The organism is Nanchangia anserum, assembly GCF_015240065.1.
Taxonomy (GTDB): domain Bacteria; phylum Actinomycetota; class Actinomycetes; order Actinomycetales; family Actinomycetaceae; genus Nanchangia; species Nanchangia anserum.
This window is the reverse complement of record NZ_CP060506.1, coordinates 1250179-1267821: the sequence shown is the minus strand read 5'-3', so window position 1 is coordinate 1267821 and position 17643 is coordinate 1250179. Positions and strand designations below refer to the sequence as shown.

Sequence of the window (17643 nt, the reverse complement as noted above, 5' to 3'; positions counted from 1 at the left end):
ACCCATGATGGATGATCCTCAGGTCATCGCCGCCGAAGCCGTTATCGACAACGGCTCGTTTGGCACCCGCACCATTCGTTTCGAGACCGGCCTCGTCGCCCTCCAGGCCGCTGGGTCGGCGTTCGCTTACCTGGATGACCAGACCACCGTGCTGTCGGCTACGACCGTCGGCAAGCACCCGCGCGACCAGTTCGACTTCTTCCCGCTGACGGTTGACGTCGAGGAGCGCCAGTACGCCGCCGGGCGCATTCCCGGTAACTTCTTCCGCCGCGAAGGCCGCCCCACCACCGAGGCCATCCTCGCGTGCCGCCAGATCGACCGCCCGCTGCGCCCGGCCTTCGTCAAGGGCCTGCGCAACGAGGTCCAGGTCGTCGAGACCGTCATGAGCGTCCACCCTGACGACGCCTACGACGTGTTGGCCATCAACGCTGCCTCGATGTCGACCCAGATCTCGGGCCTGCCGTTCTCGGGCCCCATCGGCGGTCTGCGCCTGGCCCTTATCGACGGCCAGTGGGTCGCCTTCCCGCGCTTTAGCGAGATGGAGCGCGCGACGTTCCTCATGGTCGTCGCCGGGCGCATCGTCGGCGACGACGTCGCCATCATGATGGTCGAGGCCGGTGGCGGCGATAACGCGTGGGACCTCATCGCCGGTGGCGCTCAGGCCCCGACCGAAGAGGTCGTCGCCGACGGCCTCGAGGCCGCCAAGCCGTTCATCCGCGAGCTGTGCCGCGCCCAGAGTGAGGTCGCCGCGAAGGCCGCGAAGGAGACCCGCGACTTCCCGCTGTTCCTCGACTACGAGGATCGCCACATGGAGGCCGTGCGCGGGGTCGTCGAGGCCGATCTGCGCCAGGCGGTGACGATCGCCGATAAACTCCAGCGCCAGGACCGCGTCGACGAGATCAAGGAGGCGATGCTGGCCAAGCTCGCCGACGACTTCGCCGACGAGGAGAAGGACCTCAAGGCCGCGTTCACGGCCCTCGAGAAGGACTTCATCCGCACCCGTACCCTCGACGAGGAGATCCGCGTCGACGGGCGCCGCCCGGGCGACCTGCGCTCGCTCTACGCCAAGGCTGAGGTGCTCCCGCGCGTTCACGGCTCGGCCCTGTTCCGCCGCGGCGAGACCCAGGTGCTCGGGGTGACGACGCTGAACATGCTGCGCATGGAACAGCAGTTGGACAACCTGTCCCCGGTTACCCACAAGCGCTACATGCACCACTACAACTTCCCGCCCTACTGCACGGGTGAGACGGGCCGCGTCGGCAGCCCGAAGCGCCGCGAGATCGGCCACGGCGACCTCGCTGAGCGCGCCCTCGTGCCCGTGCTGCCCTCGCGCGAGGACTTTCCCTACGCGATCCGCCAGGTCTCCGAGATCATGGGGTCCAACGGCTCGTCGTCCATGGGCTCGGTGTGCGCCTCGACGCTGTCGCTGCTCCAGGCCGGCGTTCCGCTGAAGGCCCCCGTGGCCGGCATCGCCATGGGCCTCATGTCGCAGCAGCTCGAGGACGGCAAGACGAAGTTCCTTACGCTCACCGACATCCTCGGCGTCGAAGACGGCTTCGGCGACATGGACTTCAAGGTCGCCGGCACGCGCGAGTTCATCACGGCGCTTCAGCTCGACACCAAGCTTGACGGCATCCCGTCCGAGGTCCTGCGCCACGCGCTCGGCCAGGCCCGCGAGGCCCGCCTGACGATCCTCGATCTCATCGACGAGGCCATGCCGGGCGTCGATGAGATGAGCCCGTACGCCCCGCGCATCATCACCGTTCAGGTTCCCGTCGACAAGATCGGCGAGGTCATCGGCCCCAAGGGCAAGATGATTAACCAGATCCAGGAGGACACGGGCGCCGATCTGACGATCGAGGACGACGGCACGGTGTACATCGCCGCCAGCGAGTCCGAGGCCGCCGAGGCCGCTCGCGCCGCCGTCAACGCCATCGCGAATCCGCAGATGCCCGAGGTTGGCGAGCGCTTCGTCGGCACCGTCGTCAAGACGACGTCGTTCGGCGCCTTCATCTCGCTGACGCCGGGCAAGGACGGCCTGCTCCACATCACGCAGATCCGTCGCCTCGTCGGCGGCAAGCGCGTCGAGGCGGTCGAGGACGTCCTCAACGTCGGCGACCAGGTCCAGGTCGAGATCGCCGAGATCGACCAGCGCGGCAAGCTCAGCCTGCACGCGGTCGTCGAGGGCGAGGAGAACGAGGCCGAGGCCGCCGATGATGCCGAGGAGCCGCGCCGCACCGAGGAGGACACCGAGCGCCCCCGCCGCGGCCGCAACCGCCGTCGGCGCACCCGCTCGCGCGAGGACAACTCCCAGGAGTAAGCACGCGTCCTCGTGAGTGAGGAAGCGTGAGGTGGTGCCCCGGCCGGTGATGGCCGGGGCACCACTGTGTGAGGCGTCCCACCGCGGGACCTTGGCCGGGTTCGACCCCGATGCGAAGCCGCCTAGAATATCGGCGTGAGCGAGCATAAAAAACGATTGAGGCGCGGCGTGTTTGGCCGTCTATCGACCGATACCGCCCGCACGTTGCGCAAGGTTCCCCAGCCCGTTGAGAAGGTTCGCCGCAGCGTGCGCGAACATAACCTGTTGTCGGAGTCGGCGACGTCGGAGGTCCTCGAGATCGACCGGCTGCGTCCCGAAAGCCACGACCACCTAAACCCCCACGGTGCGGAGCACGAGGAGCTGCGCCAGGTGCGCGACCGCCTGGCCGCCCAGTCCCAGGTGACGATGCGGCTGGGCCACATGCTGCTGGAATCCGGCGCGTCCTCCTACCGCGTCAAGCTGTCGATGGCGCGGCTGGGTCGCGCCGTCGGCGTCGAGCAGCAGCATTCCCAGGTGACGTTCGGCGAGATCTCCTCGACCGTGTACGCCCACGGGACGTTCCGCACCGAGGTCTCCGAGCAGCGCGTCTTCGGCACGAACGCCGCCAAGCTCGACCGGCTGCGCCACTTCGTCCAGCACCTGAAGCCCCACGTGACCGTCGAGGACGTCAATTCCGTGCTCGACCGCATCCAGGCGTTCCGCCCCGAATACGGTACGACGGCGAACATGCTCGCCTCGGGGATCGCGTGTATGTGTTTCTGCTTCCTCAACCGCGGTGGCTTCATCGAATGCCTGCTGGCGGGGATCGCCGCGACGGTGGGGCAGGCGCTGCGCAAGCAGATGCTCGTGCGCCACATGAACCACTTCGGTGTGTGGATGATGTGCGGGCTCGTCGCCGCGACGTGCTACATCGGCTTGGCGACGGGATTCCAGGCGGTGCTGGACGCGACGCCGGCGATAGACCAGGCGGGCCTGCCCCAGTGGTTCACCGGCACGGCCCAGGGCTATCACGCCGGCATCATCTCGGCCGTCCTCTTCCTCGTTCCGGGCTTCCCGCTGCTGACGGGGATGCTCGATCTCGTGCGCACCGACATCTCCGCCGGCATCTCGCGCCTGACCTACGTCCTCATGCTCGTCATCTCGGCGGGCACGGCCGTGTGGCTGGTGTCGCTGAGCTTCAACTGGGTCGTCGACCCGCCCGAATCGGCCCCGATCGACAATCCGTGGTTGTTCCTCGTGCGCATGGTGTGCTCCTTCGTCGCGGCCTTCGGCTTCGCCATGCTGTTCAACTCCGAGGTCAAGCTGTGCTTCTGGGCCGCGCTCATCTGCGCGATCGTCAACCCCATTCGCTTCTTCGTCGTTGAGGAGGGCATGCTGTGGCAGTTTGCCGTCGGCGTCGAGGCCCTGCTCATCGGCCTGGCCGCCGACGCGATCTCGCGGATCTCGGGATTCCGCTATTCGCGGGTGTCGCTGTCGGTGCCGGCTTCGGTCATCATGATTCCGGGCGTGCCGCTCTACGCCGCACTGACCCACATGAATCAGGGCGCCTACACCCAGGCCATCAGCTCGCTCGTCGAGGTGCTCCTCGTCGTGCTCGCCATCGGCATCGGGCTCGCGATCGCGCGTATGCTCACCGATCCCGGCTGGCGCACCGAGGCGGGGCTGCGCCGCGCCGTCAACCTCGAGCAGGTCGACGCGCCCGCCGAGTTCTTCATGCGCTAGCACATCCCGCTTGGCGAGGGGCCGTGGTGATCGCCGCGGCCCCTCACTCGTCGTTAGGGGGCGGCGGGCGCGGTAGCATGAGCCGATACGTTCGACAGAAAGGCCGGCGATGAGCGACACGACGAACACTCAGCTCCAGCGCTCGCTACAGGCGCGCCACCTCAACATGATCGCCATCGGCGGCGCGATCGGCACCGGCCTGTTCGTCGCCTCGGGCCAGACGATCTCGACGGCCGGCCCGGGCGGGGCGCTGGCCGCCTATGCCCTCATCGGCGTCATGGTGTTTCTCCTCATGCAGTCGCTGGGCGAAATGACGACGTACATGCCCGTGGCCGGCTCGTTCGAGGAATACGGCACGCGGTTCATCTCGGCGTCCTTCGGCTTCGCGCTGGGGTGGAACTACTGGTACAACTGGGCGATCACCGTGGCCGCCGAACTCGCGGCGGCCGCCCTGGTCATGCGCTACTGGCTGCCCGACGTGCCCGGGTGGGTGTGGTCGGCGCTGTTCTTGGCGATCCTGTTCGCGATCAACGCGCTGTCGGCGCGTGCCTATGGCGAGGGTGAATTCTGGTTCGCCTCGATCAAGGTGCTCACCGTCCTCGTCTTCCTCGTCCTCGGCGTCCTCGTCATCGTCGGCATCATCCGCTCCTCGGGCGAGGCCATCAGCTACGACCCATCGGCTCCCTTCGCGAACTGGATGCGCGGAGACGCCCCGTTCGTCAACGGTCTCTTCGGGATGGTCTCGGTGTTTATGGTCGCCGGATTCTCGTTCCAAGGCACCGAGCTGGTCGGCGTCGCGGCGGGGGAGGCCCACGATCCCGAGAAGGCCCTGCCGCGCGCCATCCGGACGATCTTCTGGCGAATCCTGCTGTTCTACATCGGCGCCATCGTCGTCATCGGCTTCCTCATTCCCTACACCTCGCCCGAGCTGCTCAACCCGAACGAGGACGTCTCGGTCTCGCCGTTCACGCTCGTGCTGAAGAACGCCGGAATTCTGGCTGCCGCGTCGGTGATGAACGCCGTCATCTTGACCTCGGTGCTCTCGGCCGGTAACTCCGGCCTCTACGCCTCCACCCGCATGCTCTACGCCCTGGCGAAGTCGGGCAAGGCTCCAGCGATGTTCGCGCGCACGAACAAGCACGGGGTGCCGATGCGCGCCCTCATTGCGACGACGGTCATCGGCGCGGCGTGCTTCCTGTCCTCGCTCGTCGGCGACGGCGCCGCCTACACGTGGCTGGTCTCGGCCTCGGGTCTGGCGGGCTTCATCACGTGGATCGGCATCGCGTGGTCGCACTATCGGTTCCGCCGCGCGTTCATCGCCCAGGGCCGCGACATCGCCGAGCTGCCCTATCGGGCCTCGTTCTATCCGGCCGGGCCGATCATCGCCATCATCATGTGCATGATCGTCATCGTTGGCCAGGCCCAGGGATTCATCACCGGCGAGGACACGAACCCGCTCGCGTTGCTGTCGTCCTTCATCGGGCTGCCGCTCTTTATCGCCGTGTGGGCAGGCCACAAACTCGTCACGAAGTCCCCGCGTGTGGACGCCCGCCACGCCGATCTCAGCCGCCACCGCGACGACGCCTGAGCCCGTGGAAAGGTGAAGATCACGCGTGCGACCAGGCGTGGGATCGGGTCAGAACGTGAGATCACGCGCGCGCGTGAAACGGACGTGCCTTAGAGTATGCACAATAACTAACCCATCTGCGGGAGGACCAGCGCATGCTCGTCTACCTGATTCGCCGGCTGCTGAACTATTGCATCCTGCTCATCATCGCCATCACGCTCGCCTACGTCATCGCGTCGGTGGCACTCAACCCGTTGGCGATCTTCGACTGGACAAATCCCAGCATCGATCGCGCGTCGGTTCTGCGAACCCTGTCCAACTACAACATCAATCCCGAGGACCCGGTGTTTACCCGGTTCGCCAACTGGTTGGGCAACATCGTCACCTCGTGGGATTGGGGGAAGACGCCGAAGGGTGCCTCGATTAACGAGGAAGTCTCGGTCCGCATTTGGGTGTCGATTCGCCTCATCATCATCGGTACCTTCCTCGGCATGGCTGGCGGCGTGGCGCTGGGCGCGTGGAGCGCCGTGCGCAAGGGCACGCTCACCGATAAGTCGATCTCGGTGCTGGCCCTCATCTTCATCTCGACCCCGCCGATGGTGTTGGCCGTCGTCCTCCAGATTCTCGCGGTGAAGTTCAACCTGGCGACGAACACGAACTTCTTCGAGTTCATCGGCGAGACGGGCAACATGGGATCGTATCCCGGTGCCGCCCTCGTCGACCGCCTCCAGCACCTGCTGCTGCCGACATTGTCGTTGTCGCTCATGAACATCGCGACGTACTCGCGCTACCAGCGCAACCTCATGTTGGACACGCTGGGTGCCGACTACGTGCGCACCGCGCGCGCGAAGGGTCTGCGCAAGGGCAAGGCCGTCTCTAAGCACGCCCTGCGCAACGCGATGATTCCCATGGTCACGTACTTCGCGTTCGCGGTCGCCACCGTCTTCCTGGGCGCGGCCATCACCGAGCAGCTGTTTGGCTGGCACGGACTCGGCGTGTACGGCGTTCAGTCGATCACTGGCCAAGACATCAACGGCACGGTGTGTGTCGTCGCGTTCTCGGGCGTGTGCGTCCTCGCCGGCGCCCTGCTCTCGGACATCCTTGTCGCTGCCGTCGACCCGCGCGTGCGCACGAACTAGGAGGGAAAGCCCATGCCTGCTTTGACGACTCCCGCCGAAACGCCCATGCCCGACGACGCGCCGCTGGACAACATCACCTCGGCTCAGTCGACGACGTCGCTCACCCGCACGCAGCTGGTGCTGCGACGCACCTTCCGCACGACGGGTGCCAAGGTCGGCACGGTCGGCCTCCTCCTCATCGTCGCCTTCGCCATCTTTGGACCGCTCATTAGCCCGTGGTCGTATTCGGACGTCGACAACGCGTCGTTCATGATGCCGCCCTCGGCCGAGCACTGGTTGGGGACGACCCAGGGTGGGCGTGACATCTTCGCGATGGCGGTCGAGGGGCTGCGCAAGTCCCTGCTCATCGGTTTCTGCGTCGCCGCCTTGCAGACGTTCCTCGCCGCGGTGATCGGGGCCTCGGCCGCCTACTTCGGCAACGCGGTCTCGAAGGTCATCTTGTGGATCATCGACCTGCTGCTCGTCATCCCGTCCTTCCTCATGATCGCCATCATCACCCAGCGCGCGGGCTCGGCGAAGGGCTCGGTGCCCGTCTTCATCCTGCTGCTGGCCGCGTTCGGGTGGATGCTGTCGGCCCGCGTCGTGCGCGCCATGACGTCCTCGGTGGCCTCGCTCGACTACGTCAATGCCGCCCGCTTCATGTCGGTGCCCTCGCGTGCGATCATCTTCCGCCACATCCTGCCCAACATCTCGTCCTACCTCATCATCGACTTCACCCTGGGGCTGGCCGCGGCCGTCCTGTCCGAGACGTCGCTGTCGTTCTTCGGTTTTGGTGTCCAGCCCCCGCAGACGTCGCTGGGCACGATGATCTCGGAAGGCTCGAAGATGGCGACGACCTTCCCGTGGGTGTTCCTCGCCCCGGCGGTGCTCCTCGTCCTGACCCTGCTGTTCGTCAACTTCGTTGGTGACGCCGTGCGCGACGCCCTCGATCCCTCGTCTAATGCTGGAGGCCAGGCATGACCAGCTCAACCGTCAAGAAGCTGTCGGATTCGGATCCGGTGCCCACCGCGAGTGCGGGGATCCCGGCACTCGAGATCACCGACCTCAACGTCCGCTTCCCCTCCGAGGACGGCGTCGTCCACGCCGTGCGCGGGGTCTCGCTGTCGGTGAACTCGGGCGAGGTCCTCGGCATCGTCGGCGAATCGGGATCGGGCAAGTCCGTGACCTCGATGTCCGTCATGGGCCTGCACGACGCCTCGGCCCGCCTCAGCGGGTCCATTCGCCTCCACGGCACCGAGCTGCTGGGACGCTCGGACCGGTGGATGTCGAAGGTGCGCGGCAAGAAGCTCGCCATGGTGTTCCAGGACCCGCTCTCGGCGCTGAACCCCGTGTTCACCATCGGCGACCAGATCATCGAGGCGCTCCAGATCCACGACCGCAAGCTGAGCGATAGTGCCGCGCGTGAACGCGCCCTCGAGCTGCTCACGGCCGTCGGCATCCCCAACCCGGACGTGCGCATCAAGAACTTCCCGCACGAGTTCTCGGGCGGCATGCGCCAGCGCGTCATGATCGCCATGGCGATCGCGAACAACCCCGACGTCATCATCGCCGACGAACCGACGACGGCCCTCGACGTGACGATTCAGGCCCAGATCCTCGACCTGCTGCGCTACGCCCAGCGCGAGACCGGGGCCGCGGTCATCATCATCACCCACGACCTCGGCGTCGTCGCGGGCCTGGCCGACAAAGTCGCCGTCATGTACGCCGGACGCATCGTCGAGTCGGGCACGGTCGAAGACATCTTCTACCGCCCCGCGATGCCCTACACGATCGGGCTGCTGGGCTCACTGCCGCGCCCCGACGTCGACACGGACGAACCGCTGGCCACGGTCGAGGGCAACCCGCCGTCGCTGCTCAACCTGCCGGGCGGGTGCCCGTTCGCGCCGCGCTGCCCACTGGCGGGGGATGAGTGCCGCGAGGCCGAGCCGGCACTCGAGCGGCTCGCCGCGGGTGACGCCAGCAGCGAGGGGGGCAGCCAGGCCTTTGGCGCGCCCTCGCGCCGCGGGCACCGGGCCGCGTGCATCCACGCCCAGGACATCCTCGCCAACAAGCGCACGTACGCCGACATCTATCCGCTGCCCGAATCAGTCGCCCATCGCAGGCGTCGCGATGAGGACGCTGAGCCGATCCTCGAGCTCACGGAACTGACGAAGACGTACCCGCTCATGAAGGGGGCCGTCTTCAAGCGCCGCGTCGGGACGGTTCACGCCGTCAACCGCATCGACCTACAAATCCGCCCCGGCGAGACGCTGGGTCTCGTTGGCGAATCCGGGTGCGGCAAGACGACGACGCTCATGTCGATCCTCGGCCTCACTGCCCCTGAGCACGGCCGCGTCGTCGTCTTCGGTCGCGACACGGCGAGCCTGAATCGGCGCGGGCGCAAGGAGGTTCGCAAGAATCTCCAGGTCGTCTTCCAAGATCCGATGGCCTCGCTGGATCCGCGCATGCCCATCTCGGACATTCTGACCGAGCCCCTCATCTACAACGGGTATTCGAAGGCGCAGGCGAAGAAGCGCGTCGGTGACCTCATGGAACTCGTCGGTCTGGAGCCCTCCCACGCCAACCGCTATCCCCGCCATTTCTCGGGCGGGCAGAAGCAGCGCATCGGGATCGCTCGCGCGCTCGCGCTGGAGCCGAAGCTCCTCGTCCTCGACGAGCCGGTCTCGGCCCTTGACGTCTCCATTCAGGCCGGCGTCCTCAACCTGCTCGAGCGCCTGCAAGTCGAGCTGGGGCTGTCCTACCTGTTCGTGGCCCACGACCTGTCGGTGATCCGCCACATCGCCGACCGCGTCGCCGTCATGTACCTGGGGCGCATCGTCGAGATCGGCGACGTGACGAGCGTCTACGATCACCCGCGCCACCCCTACACCCAGGCGCTGCTATCGGCCATTCCCGTTCCCGATCCCGAGAAGGAACGCTCGCGCGAGCGCATCCTCCTGCACGGGGACCTGCCCTCGCCGGCGAACCTGCCGACGGGATGCCCGTTCCGCACGCGCTGCCCGCTGCGCCCGAGCCTGTCCGAGGCCGATCAGCGCCGCTGCGACGGCGAGGAACCGGTGTTGACCGCTCAGGGCGGTGACCACGACGCGGCCTGTCATTTTGCCCGATCTCTACAGGTCTTTTAACGGCCTATGTAAGATCGTCTACAAGCGATGGATGACCCGGGTGCCACGTCCATCTCGCAAATGGGTCTCGGCCCAGGCACCCACCCCACACACAAGGAGGAAGACAGTGCGATTGAAGAGGATTAGCGCTGCTTGCGCCGCCCTCACCGTCTCGGCTGCCCTGGCACTCACCGGCTGCTCCGGCGACAGCAAGGGGTCCGGTTCGGGCGGTAACGGTGGCTCCGATCAGGCCAAGACCACCGACATCAATCCCCAGGACCGCGACAAGCTCAAGCAGGGGGGGACGTTACGCGTCGCCATCACCCAGCTGCCGACCAACTGGAACATCCTGGCGGTCGACGGTAACCAGGTCGATAACTCCGACATCTTCTATTGGACCGGAGTCAACACCCTCGAGTCCAACGACAAGGGTGAGGTGTCGCCGAACAAGAACTACCTGACCGGGTGGGACGTCGAAGAGGCCAAGGATGGCCAGCCGCAGAAGGTGACGCTGCACATCAACCCCAAGGCGAAGTGGAACATGGGGCGCCAGATCGACTGGCAGGACTACCAGTCGCTGTGGAAGGCCTGCAACGGCGAGAACAAGGCGTTCACGCCGGCCTCGACCGACGGCTTTGACAAGATCACCTCGATCGAGAAGGGCGAGACCGACCAGGACGTCGTCATCACCTACAAGTCGACTCAGCCGGACTGGCAGGCGCCCATCTCGCAGCTGTACCCGCGCGAGATGACCTCGGATCCCAACATGTTCAACTCGGGCATGACCGAGCCGAACAACGACTACCTGGCCGGCCCCTTCATCTTCGACAAGATCGACAAGGCCCAGCGCGTGGCGACGATCGTGCCGAACCCCAAGTGGTGGGGCGACAAGCCGATGCTCGACTCCGTGTCGTTCCGTGAACTCGAGGACTCCGCGTCCTCGCAGGCGTTCGCGAACTCCGAGATCGACGTCGCCACCTTCATCAACTCCGATGGCTACAACCAGGCGAAGAACCGCGCGGACGGTGAGATCCGCGCCGCCGGCTCGCTGCAGTGGCGCCACGTCACCATCAACTCGCAGGCCCGCAACCTCGGCGACGAGAAGGTCCGCCAGGCGATCACCCGCGGCATCAACCGCGAAGCGGTTGCCAAGTCCGACCTCGCCGGCCTGCCGGTCGCGAACACGCCCGAGCAGGTCATGCTCGGCAACCACTTCTTCATGCCCGGCCAGGAGGGCTACGCCGACAACGGCGAGAAGTGGAGCTACGACGCCGAGGCCGCCGGCAAGCTGCTGGACGAGGCCGGGTGGAAGCTGCCCGAGGGCAAGAAGATCCGCGAGAAGGACGGCCAGCCGCTGAGCATCGACTACATGATGCTCAAGGACGTTCCCACCTCGGAAAACGAAGGCAAGCTCATTCAGGCCGACCTGGCGAAGATCGGCATCGACGTCAAGATGGTCACGAAGGCCCAGGACGAGTTCCCGAAGTTCCTCATCGACGGTGACTTCGGTCTGACGACGTTCACGTGGCAGGGCACGATCTTCCCGATGAATAACATTGGCCAGATCTACGGTTCCGACTCTGAGTCCAACTACGCGCGGCTCAACAACACGAAGCTCGACGAGCTGCGTGACCAGGCCGACGCCGAGATGGATCACGCCAAGCGCGTGGACCTGACCAATGAGATCGACGCGATGATCTGGGAAGAGGGACACACCATCCCGCTGTACCGGCGCATCGGCTACGTCGGGGTTCCCAAGAATCTGGCGAACTACGGCTCGTTCGGTCTGGAGAGCATTGTTCCCGAAAATGTCGGCTACGTGAAGTAGTCAGACACACTGAGACGGGGCGGCCTCACGCATGTGGGGCCGCCCCGTTTGTGTCTGATCGCGCTAGATGAGGACAGTGAGGGCGACGTAGCAGGCGACGACGGCAACGACGCCGATGGTGCGGACGTTGGGGCGGGTGACGACGCCGGTCGTGGCGGAGTTGTCGCGCGGTCCCGCGGCCAGCACGTCGTCGCGGTAGTCCTCGATGACGCGTGCGCCCTGAGCAGGGTCGGCGCTCAGCCGCAGGGGATCGGCCTCGTAGTCGCGGTAGCTCGGGGCGGCCTCGCCGATGCGGGTCGGGCGCGGCCCCAGACCGATCCACAGCGCGGACGGGGTGGGGCAGGCGCTGACCGCGATGTCTTTGTGCGGCATGTGGATGCGCAGGCCGAAGCGGCGCGAGCACCCGCGCACGTCTTGCCACGCGACGTCGTGGATCAGCCAGGCGTTGACGATGCGCAGCCGCTCGCGCGTGAGTTCCGCCCGCGACGACGCCCACAACAGCCAGCAGGCGGTGACGAGGAGAACCGGCAGGGCCGGTTCGCGCCACCATTTCTGCCACGGATACGACGCGGCTTCCCACCCCAGCAGGATGATGACGGCAACGGCGAGGACTCCGACGCCGACGCGCCCGCCTAGGCGACGTAGGACGACGCGGTCCTTCACGATCGGGTGCCCTCAAGGCCGCGCCGGTGTGCGACGGCGGCGGGGTCGGGGTCACGCCCGGTGACCGAGCGGTAGGCGGCCAGGGGATCGTCGGAGTGGCCCGGGGCGAGCACGCCGTGGCGCAGCGCCTCGCCGACGGCCCGGTTGAGCCCCTGATCGATGCCGGCCGAAGGTCCCTCGCTGATCCAGTTCTCCATGTCGGCAACCATGAGTTCGGCCCACATGTAGGACCAGTAGGCGGCCGCGTAGCCGCCACCAAACGTGTGGGCGAAGTAGGTCGTCGCGTAGCGCGGCGGAATAAGCGGGTGGGCGACGCCGCACCGCTCGGCTGCGGCCGCCTCGAACTCCTCGACCCCGGCGGCGTCGGGCAGCTCGCTGGCGGAGTGAGAATGCCAGTCGAGGTCGATGAGGGCCGAGGCGAGATACTCCAACGTGGCGAAGCCCTGACCGAAGGTGCGCGAGGCCGTGATCTCGTCGACGACCTCGCGCGGGGCCGGCAGCCCCGTCTCGTGGTGGCGCAGGAAGCGGGCGAGCACCTGCGGGTGGTAGGCCCACATCTCGTTGAGTTGGGAGGGGAATTCGACGAAGTCGCGCGGGACGGACGTGCCCGCGTGCGAGGGGTAGCGAGAGGCGGCAAACAGCCCGTGGAGGGCGTGGCCGAACTCGTGGAAGCACGTGATGACGTCGTCCCAGCTGAGCAGCGCCGGCTCGCCGGGGGCCGGCTTCGTGAAGTTGCACGTATTGGCGACGACCGGCAGGTCGCCGGTGAGCCCGTTGGCACCGACGAGCTCGTGCATCCACGCCCCGCCGGCCTTGTGCTCGGACGTGAAATAGTCGCCGAGGAACAGGCCCAGCAGCGAACCGTCCTCGTTGTGAACCTCCCACGCGCGCACGTCCTCGCTCCACGCGCGAATGTCGGGGCGAGGGGTGAACGTGATGCCGTACAGGCGCGTGGCTGCGTAGAAGACGCCGTCAACGATGACGCGCTCGAGGTCGAGGTAGGGCCTCAGGTCCTCGGAGGAGAAGGTAAACGTCTTTGCGCGCAGTTTCTCTTCAAAGTAGGTCCAGTCGCCGGCGGCCAGGCGGTAGTCCTCGCCTTCCTCGGCGCGCGCGAGCTCGGCCAGGCGTTCCTCCTCACCGGCCACGGCCCGCTGGGTGCGCCGGGCGAGGTCGCGCAGCATGTCGCGCACGGCATCGGCGGAGGGGGCGACGGCATCGTCGACGGCGTAGTCGGCAAAGGAGTCGAACCCGAGCAGCCGCGCCCGCTCGTCGCGCAGCGTGACGAGCTCGGCGACGAGGCCGCGCGTGTCGACGTCGCCGCTGCCATTCGCGCGCGCGAGGCTGGCGCGCATGAGGCCGTGGCGGTGCGTGGGCGAGGCCAGGGACGCCAGCAGGGGATGGGACGTGTAGTTCGTGAGTGGCACCCGCACCTCGCCGTCGACGAGCGTCGCACCCGCGGCCGCCAGCTCGGGGGTGAGGGCATCGACGCCGGTCATGCGGTAGGCGCCGGCGGTGCGCGCGTCCACACAGGCCTTGCCGAACGCCTGCTCGATGGCGCCGATGCGCTGATCGATGTCGTGGAGGCGCTCGTGGGCGGCGGCGTCGAGGTCGATACCTTCGCGCCGGAAGGACGCCAGGTAGTCGTCGAGGACGAAGGCAGCCTCGGGATCGCGCTCGGCGTCGACGCTCTCGCGCAGGGCGAGCAGTCGGCGATAGAGGCCGCGGTGGGTCGCGAACGCGTGCGCGTGGTCGACGGCATCGGCCGTGATGTCGGCCTCGGCGCGGTCCCACTCCTCGCCGCCGACGGCCGAAACGAGGGTGAAGAAGACCGCCTCGGCCCGCTCGAGTTCCGCCCCGGCCAGCTCCAGGGCGTCGAGGGTGTTGGCGAGCGTCGGCGCCTCGGGCGAGGCGGCGATCTCGTCCCAGCGGGTGCGCTCGAGGCGCATTCCTTCGCGCAGGGCCTCCAGACACAGCTGTGGCGTTGCGCCATCGAAATCGGGCATCGAGACGGGCAGGGACGAGGGAGCCAGCAGGTCGGCGGCACACGTGAGCGTCATGGTGCCAGTCTAAGCGGGCCGCCACGACGGCAACAGTCGCGCCGGCGCCGGCGTAAGCGTGCAGGGGAGAGACGCAGGAGCGGCGAAAAATGCAAGAATTATCCGAAGATGCGTTAGCGTGGCGCCATGCCCTCACACAAAGTCTCGACGCTCGCCCGTCTCCTTTCCGTCTCGACCGACACCGTGCGTCGCTGGATCGACGACGGACACATCGAGCTCGACCCCACCGTGCCCGGCCCCCAACACGTCGACGGTGCCTCCGTCGTGCGGTTCCTCACGGAGAGGCCCGAGCTGCACGCGGGCTCGCTCGGGCGCCAAAGCCACTCGATGCGCAACCACATGCCCGGCCTCGTCATCGACATCGTCTCCGACACCGTCATGAGTCAGGTCGTCCTCCAGTGCGGGCCATTTCGCATCGTGTCCCTGGTATCGACCGAGGCCGTCACCGAGCTGGGCCTGTCCGTTGGCTCGGTCGCGATTGCCCAGGTCAAGGCGACGAACGTGTCGCTGGCCGTGTCCCCGTCGCGCGCATGAGAAGCCGAGTGGTGCGCGCGCTCGCCGCGCTCGCGTGCGTCGCCGGCCTCGCCGCCTGCCAGTCCCAGGGCAGCGAGAGCGCGAATGAGCGAGACGCACGCGTCATCGTCTTTGCCGCGGCGAGCCTGAGCGAAGCCTTTCCCGACCTCTCCGACACGCTGGTCGACGCCGACGTCGCGTACAACTTCGACGGGTCTTCGGGACTGCTCGACCAGCTGGCAGGCGGTGCCCGCGCAGACGTCCTCGCGACGGCCGACGAGGCGACGATGACGCGGGCCATCGACGCCGGCATCGTCACCGAGGCCCACCCATATGCAACCAACCAGCTCGTCCTCGCCGTCCCCGCGGGCAACCCCGCGGGCATCACCGGCCTCGACTCCTCCCTCGACGGCGCCGCGCTCGTCATCTGCGCCGCCGACGTCCCCTGTGGCGCCGCGACGCAGCGGCTCGCCCAGGCTCGCGGCGTGACTCTTAAGCCCGTCTCGGAGGAGCAGCGCGTCAGCGACGTGCGCGGCAAAGTCGCCTCGGGCGAGGCCGACGCCGGCATCATCTACGCCACCGACGCCCGCGCCGACACCGAACACATCGACGTCGTCGACATCGGGGAGGACGCGGCCGGCGTCAACACGTACATGATCGGCGTCACCGCTGACGCGCGACACCCGCAGGCCGCGCGGGCCTTCGTCGCCGCGGTCAGGTCCGAGGTAGGTCAGCGGCTGCTGCGCGAGCGCTACGGCTTCGGGGCACCCCCGCAATGACGACCGCGACAAAGCCGCCCGCGGCGGCTTACGCTCCCGCCGCGGTGGCGCTGGCCTTCCTCCTCGTCCCGTTCCTCGCCCTGGCCTGGCGCATCGACTGGCCGCAGCTGCCCGCGCTGGTGGCCGCCCCGGCCAGCCGCGACGCCCTGTGGCTGTCGGTGTGGACGTGCACGGTCTCGACGCTCATCTGCCTCATCTTTGGCGTCCCGCTCGCCCTCATCCTCGCCCGCTCGCGCACGGGAGCGGCTAGCCACGTCGTCCGCGTCCTCGTCACCGTTCCCATGGTGCTTCCCCCGGTCGTCGCCGGCGTCGCCCTTCTCATCACGTGGGGCCGGCGCGGTCTGCTCGGTCGCCACCTCGAGGTGTGGGGAATCGAGATCGGCTTCACCACCCTGGCCGTCATCCTCGCCCAGGTCTTCGTCGCGTTGCCCTTCGCTGTCACCTCGCTCGAGGCCGCCCTGCGCGCCCGCGGCTTCGCCCTCGAGGCCGCCGCCGCCCGCCTCGGTGCTTCACCCATCCGCATCGCCGCGACGATCACGGCGCCGCTTGCGGCACCGGCCATCGCCACCGCAGCCGCGCTCGCCTTCGCCCGCTGCCTCGGCGAATTCGGGGCCACGATCGCGTTCGCCGGCTCGCTCCAGGGCGTCACCCGCACCCTGCCGCTCGAGATCTACCTCCAACGCGAAACCGACACCGATCGCGCCCTGGCACTGGCGGCCGTCCTCATTGCTCTCGCGGTCGTTCTCGTCGGCGGCACCCAGTGGGCGAGCGCGCGGTGGTATCGCCGGCTCACGGAGGGGGGAGAGCCCGCCGACGAGCGCGCCGGCGAGGCAGCAGAGGTGCCCGTGCGGGGCGGCGAGGCGGGACCGCCCGTGCGGGTGCGCGCCGTCGTCCCCGAGCGCGGGGTGAGCATCGACGTCGAGTTTCCCGCAGCCCGGACCACGGCTGTCATCGGTCCGAACGGCGCCGGCAAATCGACGCTCCTCCACGTCGCCGCCGGCGAGGTGGAGGGGGAACTGCGCGGGCGCGTCGCCGTCCTCGACCAGCATCCCGCCCTGTTCCCGCACATGAGCGTCCTCGACAACGTCGCGTTTGCCCGACGCGTGCGTGGGGACGCGCCCGAGGCGGCGCGGGGCAGGGCCGAGGAGGAGCTGGCGCGGCTCGGGATCGCCCACCTGCGGCATCGCCGCCCGGCGACGCTCTCGGGCGGGCAGGCCCAACGCGTCGCCCTGGCGCGTGCCCTCGTCACCGACCCGGTGGTGGCGCTCCTCGACGAGCCGACCGCGGCGCTCGATGCTGACGCCGCCGCCGATTTTCGCACCCTCGTCGCGCGGCGCCTGGCCGGGGCCACTGTCGTCTTCGTCACCCACGATCTCGCCGACGTCGCCGAGCTCGACGCCCACGTCGTCGCCCTGCGCGAGGGCGAGCTGGCGTGGGAGGGGGAGTGGGACGACCTCGCCGAGTCGGCCGACCCGATCGTTCGGCGTCAGCTCACGCGTTATGCGCTGTCTCACGCCGCCACTCGCCGCTGCGGCCCCCGGCCTTGTAGGTGATGCGGGCATCGCTCAGGCTGACACCGCGGTCGACACCCTTGACCATGTCGACGAGTGCGAGCGCGGCCACGGTGACGGCCGTGAGGGCCTCCATCTCGATACCCGTCCGATCCGCCGTCTTGACCCGGGAGGTGATGCGCACGCCCGCATCCATCAGCTCGAGGTCGACCGCGCAGAAATGCACGCCGATCGGGTGGGCCAGCGGCAGCAGCTCCGGCGTGCGCTTCGCCCCGGCGATGCCGGCGATCCGGGCGACGGCGAGCGCGTCGCCCTTCGGCACGCCGTCGTCGCGCAGCGCCGCCATGATCGGGGCGGAGCAGGCGACGATGGCCTCGGCGTGGGCCTCGCGGATGGTCGGGGTCTTCGCCGTCACGTCGACCATGCGGGCGTGGCCGGCC

Annotated in this window: 13 protein-coding genes; 10 read left to right on the top strand and 3 right to left on the bottom strand. The window is 68.0% G+C overall.

Annotation, left to right across the window (positions count from 1 at the left end):
- Window positions 1-4 precede the first annotated feature (4 nt).
- The 7 genes from H8R18_RS05900 (at window position 5) to H8R18_RS05870 (ending at window position 11680) form a co-directional block, all read left to right on the top strand.
- On the top strand, window positions 5-2320 hold the full coding sequence (locus tag H8R18_RS05900) for a polyribonucleotide nucleotidyltransferase (RefSeq protein ID WP_191071146.1): 2316 nt from the start codon (window positions 5-7) through the stop codon (window positions 2318-2320).
- 135 nt (window positions 2321-2455) lie between these two features.
- A complete protein-coding gene (locus H8R18_RS05895) occupies window positions 2456-4042 on the top strand; it encodes a threonine/serine exporter family protein (protein WP_227712769.1) in 1587 nt (528 codons plus the stop codon).
- A 109-nt stretch (window positions 4043-4151) separates the two neighbouring features.
- On the top strand, window positions 4152-5630 hold the full coding sequence (locus H8R18_RS05890) for an amino acid permease (protein WP_191071145.1): 1479 nt from the start codon (window positions 4152-4154) through the stop codon (window positions 5628-5630).
- A 134-nt stretch (window positions 5631-5764) separates the two neighbouring features.
- Window positions 5765-6748, top strand: coding sequence for an ABC transporter permease (locus H8R18_RS05885; protein WP_191071144.1), 984 nt, complete (start codon window positions 5765-5767; stop codon window positions 6746-6748).
- A 12-nt stretch (window positions 6749-6760) separates the two neighbouring features.
- Complete coding sequence (locus H8R18_RS05880) at window positions 6761-7708, top strand: ABC transporter permease (RefSeq protein ID WP_191071143.1); 948 nt, start codon at window positions 6761-6763, stop codon at window positions 7706-7708.
- Window positions 7705-9873 (top strand): ABC transporter ATP-binding protein, encoded by a 2169-nt coding sequence (locus H8R18_RS05875; protein WP_191071142.1) that lies wholly within the window; start codon window positions 7705-7707, stop codon window positions 9871-9873. Before H8R18_RS05880 ends, H8R18_RS05875 begins: the two co-directional genes overlap by 4 nt.
- Window positions 9874-9979: 106 nt before the next feature.
- Window positions 9980-11680 (top strand): ABC transporter family substrate-binding protein, encoded by a 1701-nt coding sequence (locus H8R18_RS05870; protein WP_227712768.1) that lies wholly within the window; start codon window positions 9980-9982, stop codon window positions 11678-11680.
- A 63-nt stretch (window positions 11681-11743) separates the two neighbouring features.
- Here the strand turns inward: H8R18_RS05870 and H8R18_RS05865 are convergent, their stop codons facing one another.
- Both H8R18_RS05865 and H8R18_RS05860 read right to left on the bottom strand, forming a co-directional pair.
- A complete protein-coding gene (locus H8R18_RS05865; protein ID WP_191071140.1) occupies window positions 11744-12343 on the bottom strand; it encodes a hypothetical protein in 600 nt (199 codons plus the stop codon).
- Entirely contained in the window at window positions 12340-14400 is a 2061-nt protein-coding gene (locus H8R18_RS05860) for a M3 family metallopeptidase (protein ID WP_191071139.1), read from the bottom strand. The genes H8R18_RS05865 and H8R18_RS05860 overlap by 4 nt, the downstream gene beginning before the upstream one ends.
- A 126-nt stretch (window positions 14401-14526) precedes the next feature.
- On the opposite strand from H8R18_RS05860, the gene H8R18_RS05855 reads away from it, so the two are divergent.
- From H8R18_RS05855 to H8R18_RS05845, 3 genes are read left to right on the top strand one after another with little or no spacing between them, the layout of a single operon-like run.
- Complete coding sequence (locus H8R18_RS05855) at window positions 14527-14934, top strand: TOBE domain-containing protein (RefSeq protein ID WP_191071138.1); 408 nt, start codon at window positions 14527-14529, stop codon at window positions 14932-14934.
- The gene (gene modA, locus H8R18_RS05850; RefSeq protein WP_191071137.1) at window positions 14931-15692 is read left to right on the top strand and encodes a molybdate ABC transporter substrate-binding protein; all 762 of its coding nucleotides are present in this window, start codon (window positions 14931-14933) and stop codon (window positions 15690-15692) included. The genes H8R18_RS05855 and modA overlap by 4 nt, the downstream gene beginning before the upstream one ends.
- Window positions 15689-17245 carry an ABC transporter permease gene (locus H8R18_RS05845; RefSeq protein WP_191071136.1) on the top strand — a complete coding sequence of 519 codons (1557 nt, stop codon included), beginning with the start codon at window positions 15689-15691 and terminating at the stop codon, window positions 17243-17245. Before modA ends, H8R18_RS05845 begins: the two co-directional genes overlap by 4 nt.
- Here the strand turns inward: H8R18_RS05845 and moaC are convergent.
- Window positions 17184-17627, bottom strand: a complete 444-nt coding sequence (moaC, locus tag H8R18_RS05840) for a cyclic pyranopterin monophosphate synthase MoaC (protein ID WP_191071957.1) — start codon at window positions 17625-17627, stop codon at window positions 17184-17186. The genes H8R18_RS05845 and moaC overlap by 62 nt on opposite strands.
- Window positions 17628-17643: the final 16 nt, after the last annotated feature.

Excerpts from the sequence above, each read along its gene's own strand:
- H8R18_RS05900 (WP_191071146.1), top strand. The coding sequence starts at position 5 with ATGATGGATGATCCTCAGGTCATCGCCGCCGAAGCCGTTATCGACAAC.
- H8R18_RS05860 (WP_191071139.1), bottom strand. The coding sequence starts at position 14,400 with ATGACGCTCACGTGTGCCGCCGACCTGCTGGCTCCCTCGTCCCTGCCC.
- H8R18_RS05875 (WP_191071142.1), top strand. The coding sequence starts at position 7,705 with ATGACCAGCTCAACCGTCAAGAAGCTGTCGGATTCGGATCCGGTGCCC.
- moaC (WP_191071957.1), bottom strand. The coding sequence starts at position 17,627 with ATGGTCGACGTGACGGCGAAGACCCCGACCATCCGCGAGGCCCACGCC.
- H8R18_RS05880 (WP_191071143.1), top strand. The coding sequence starts at position 6,761 with ATGCCTGCTTTGACGACTCCCGCCGAAACGCCCATGCCCGACGACGCG.
- H8R18_RS05890 (WP_191071145.1), top strand. The coding sequence starts at position 4,152 with ATGAGCGACACGACGAACACTCAGCTCCAGCGCTCGCTACAGGCGCGC.
- H8R18_RS05885 (WP_191071144.1), top strand. The coding sequence starts at position 5,765 with ATGCTCGTCTACCTGATTCGCCGGCTGCTGAACTATTGCATCCTGCTC.
- modA (WP_191071137.1), top strand. The coding sequence starts at position 14,931 with ATGAGAAGCCGAGTGGTGCGCGCGCTCGCCGCGCTCGCGTGCGTCGCC.
- H8R18_RS05845 (WP_191071136.1), top strand. The coding sequence starts at position 15,689 with ATGACGACCGCGACAAAGCCGCCCGCGGCGGCTTACGCTCCCGCCGCG.
- H8R18_RS05855 (WP_191071138.1), top strand. The coding sequence starts at position 14,527 with ATGCCCTCACACAAAGTCTCGACGCTCGCCCGTCTCCTTTCCGTCTCG.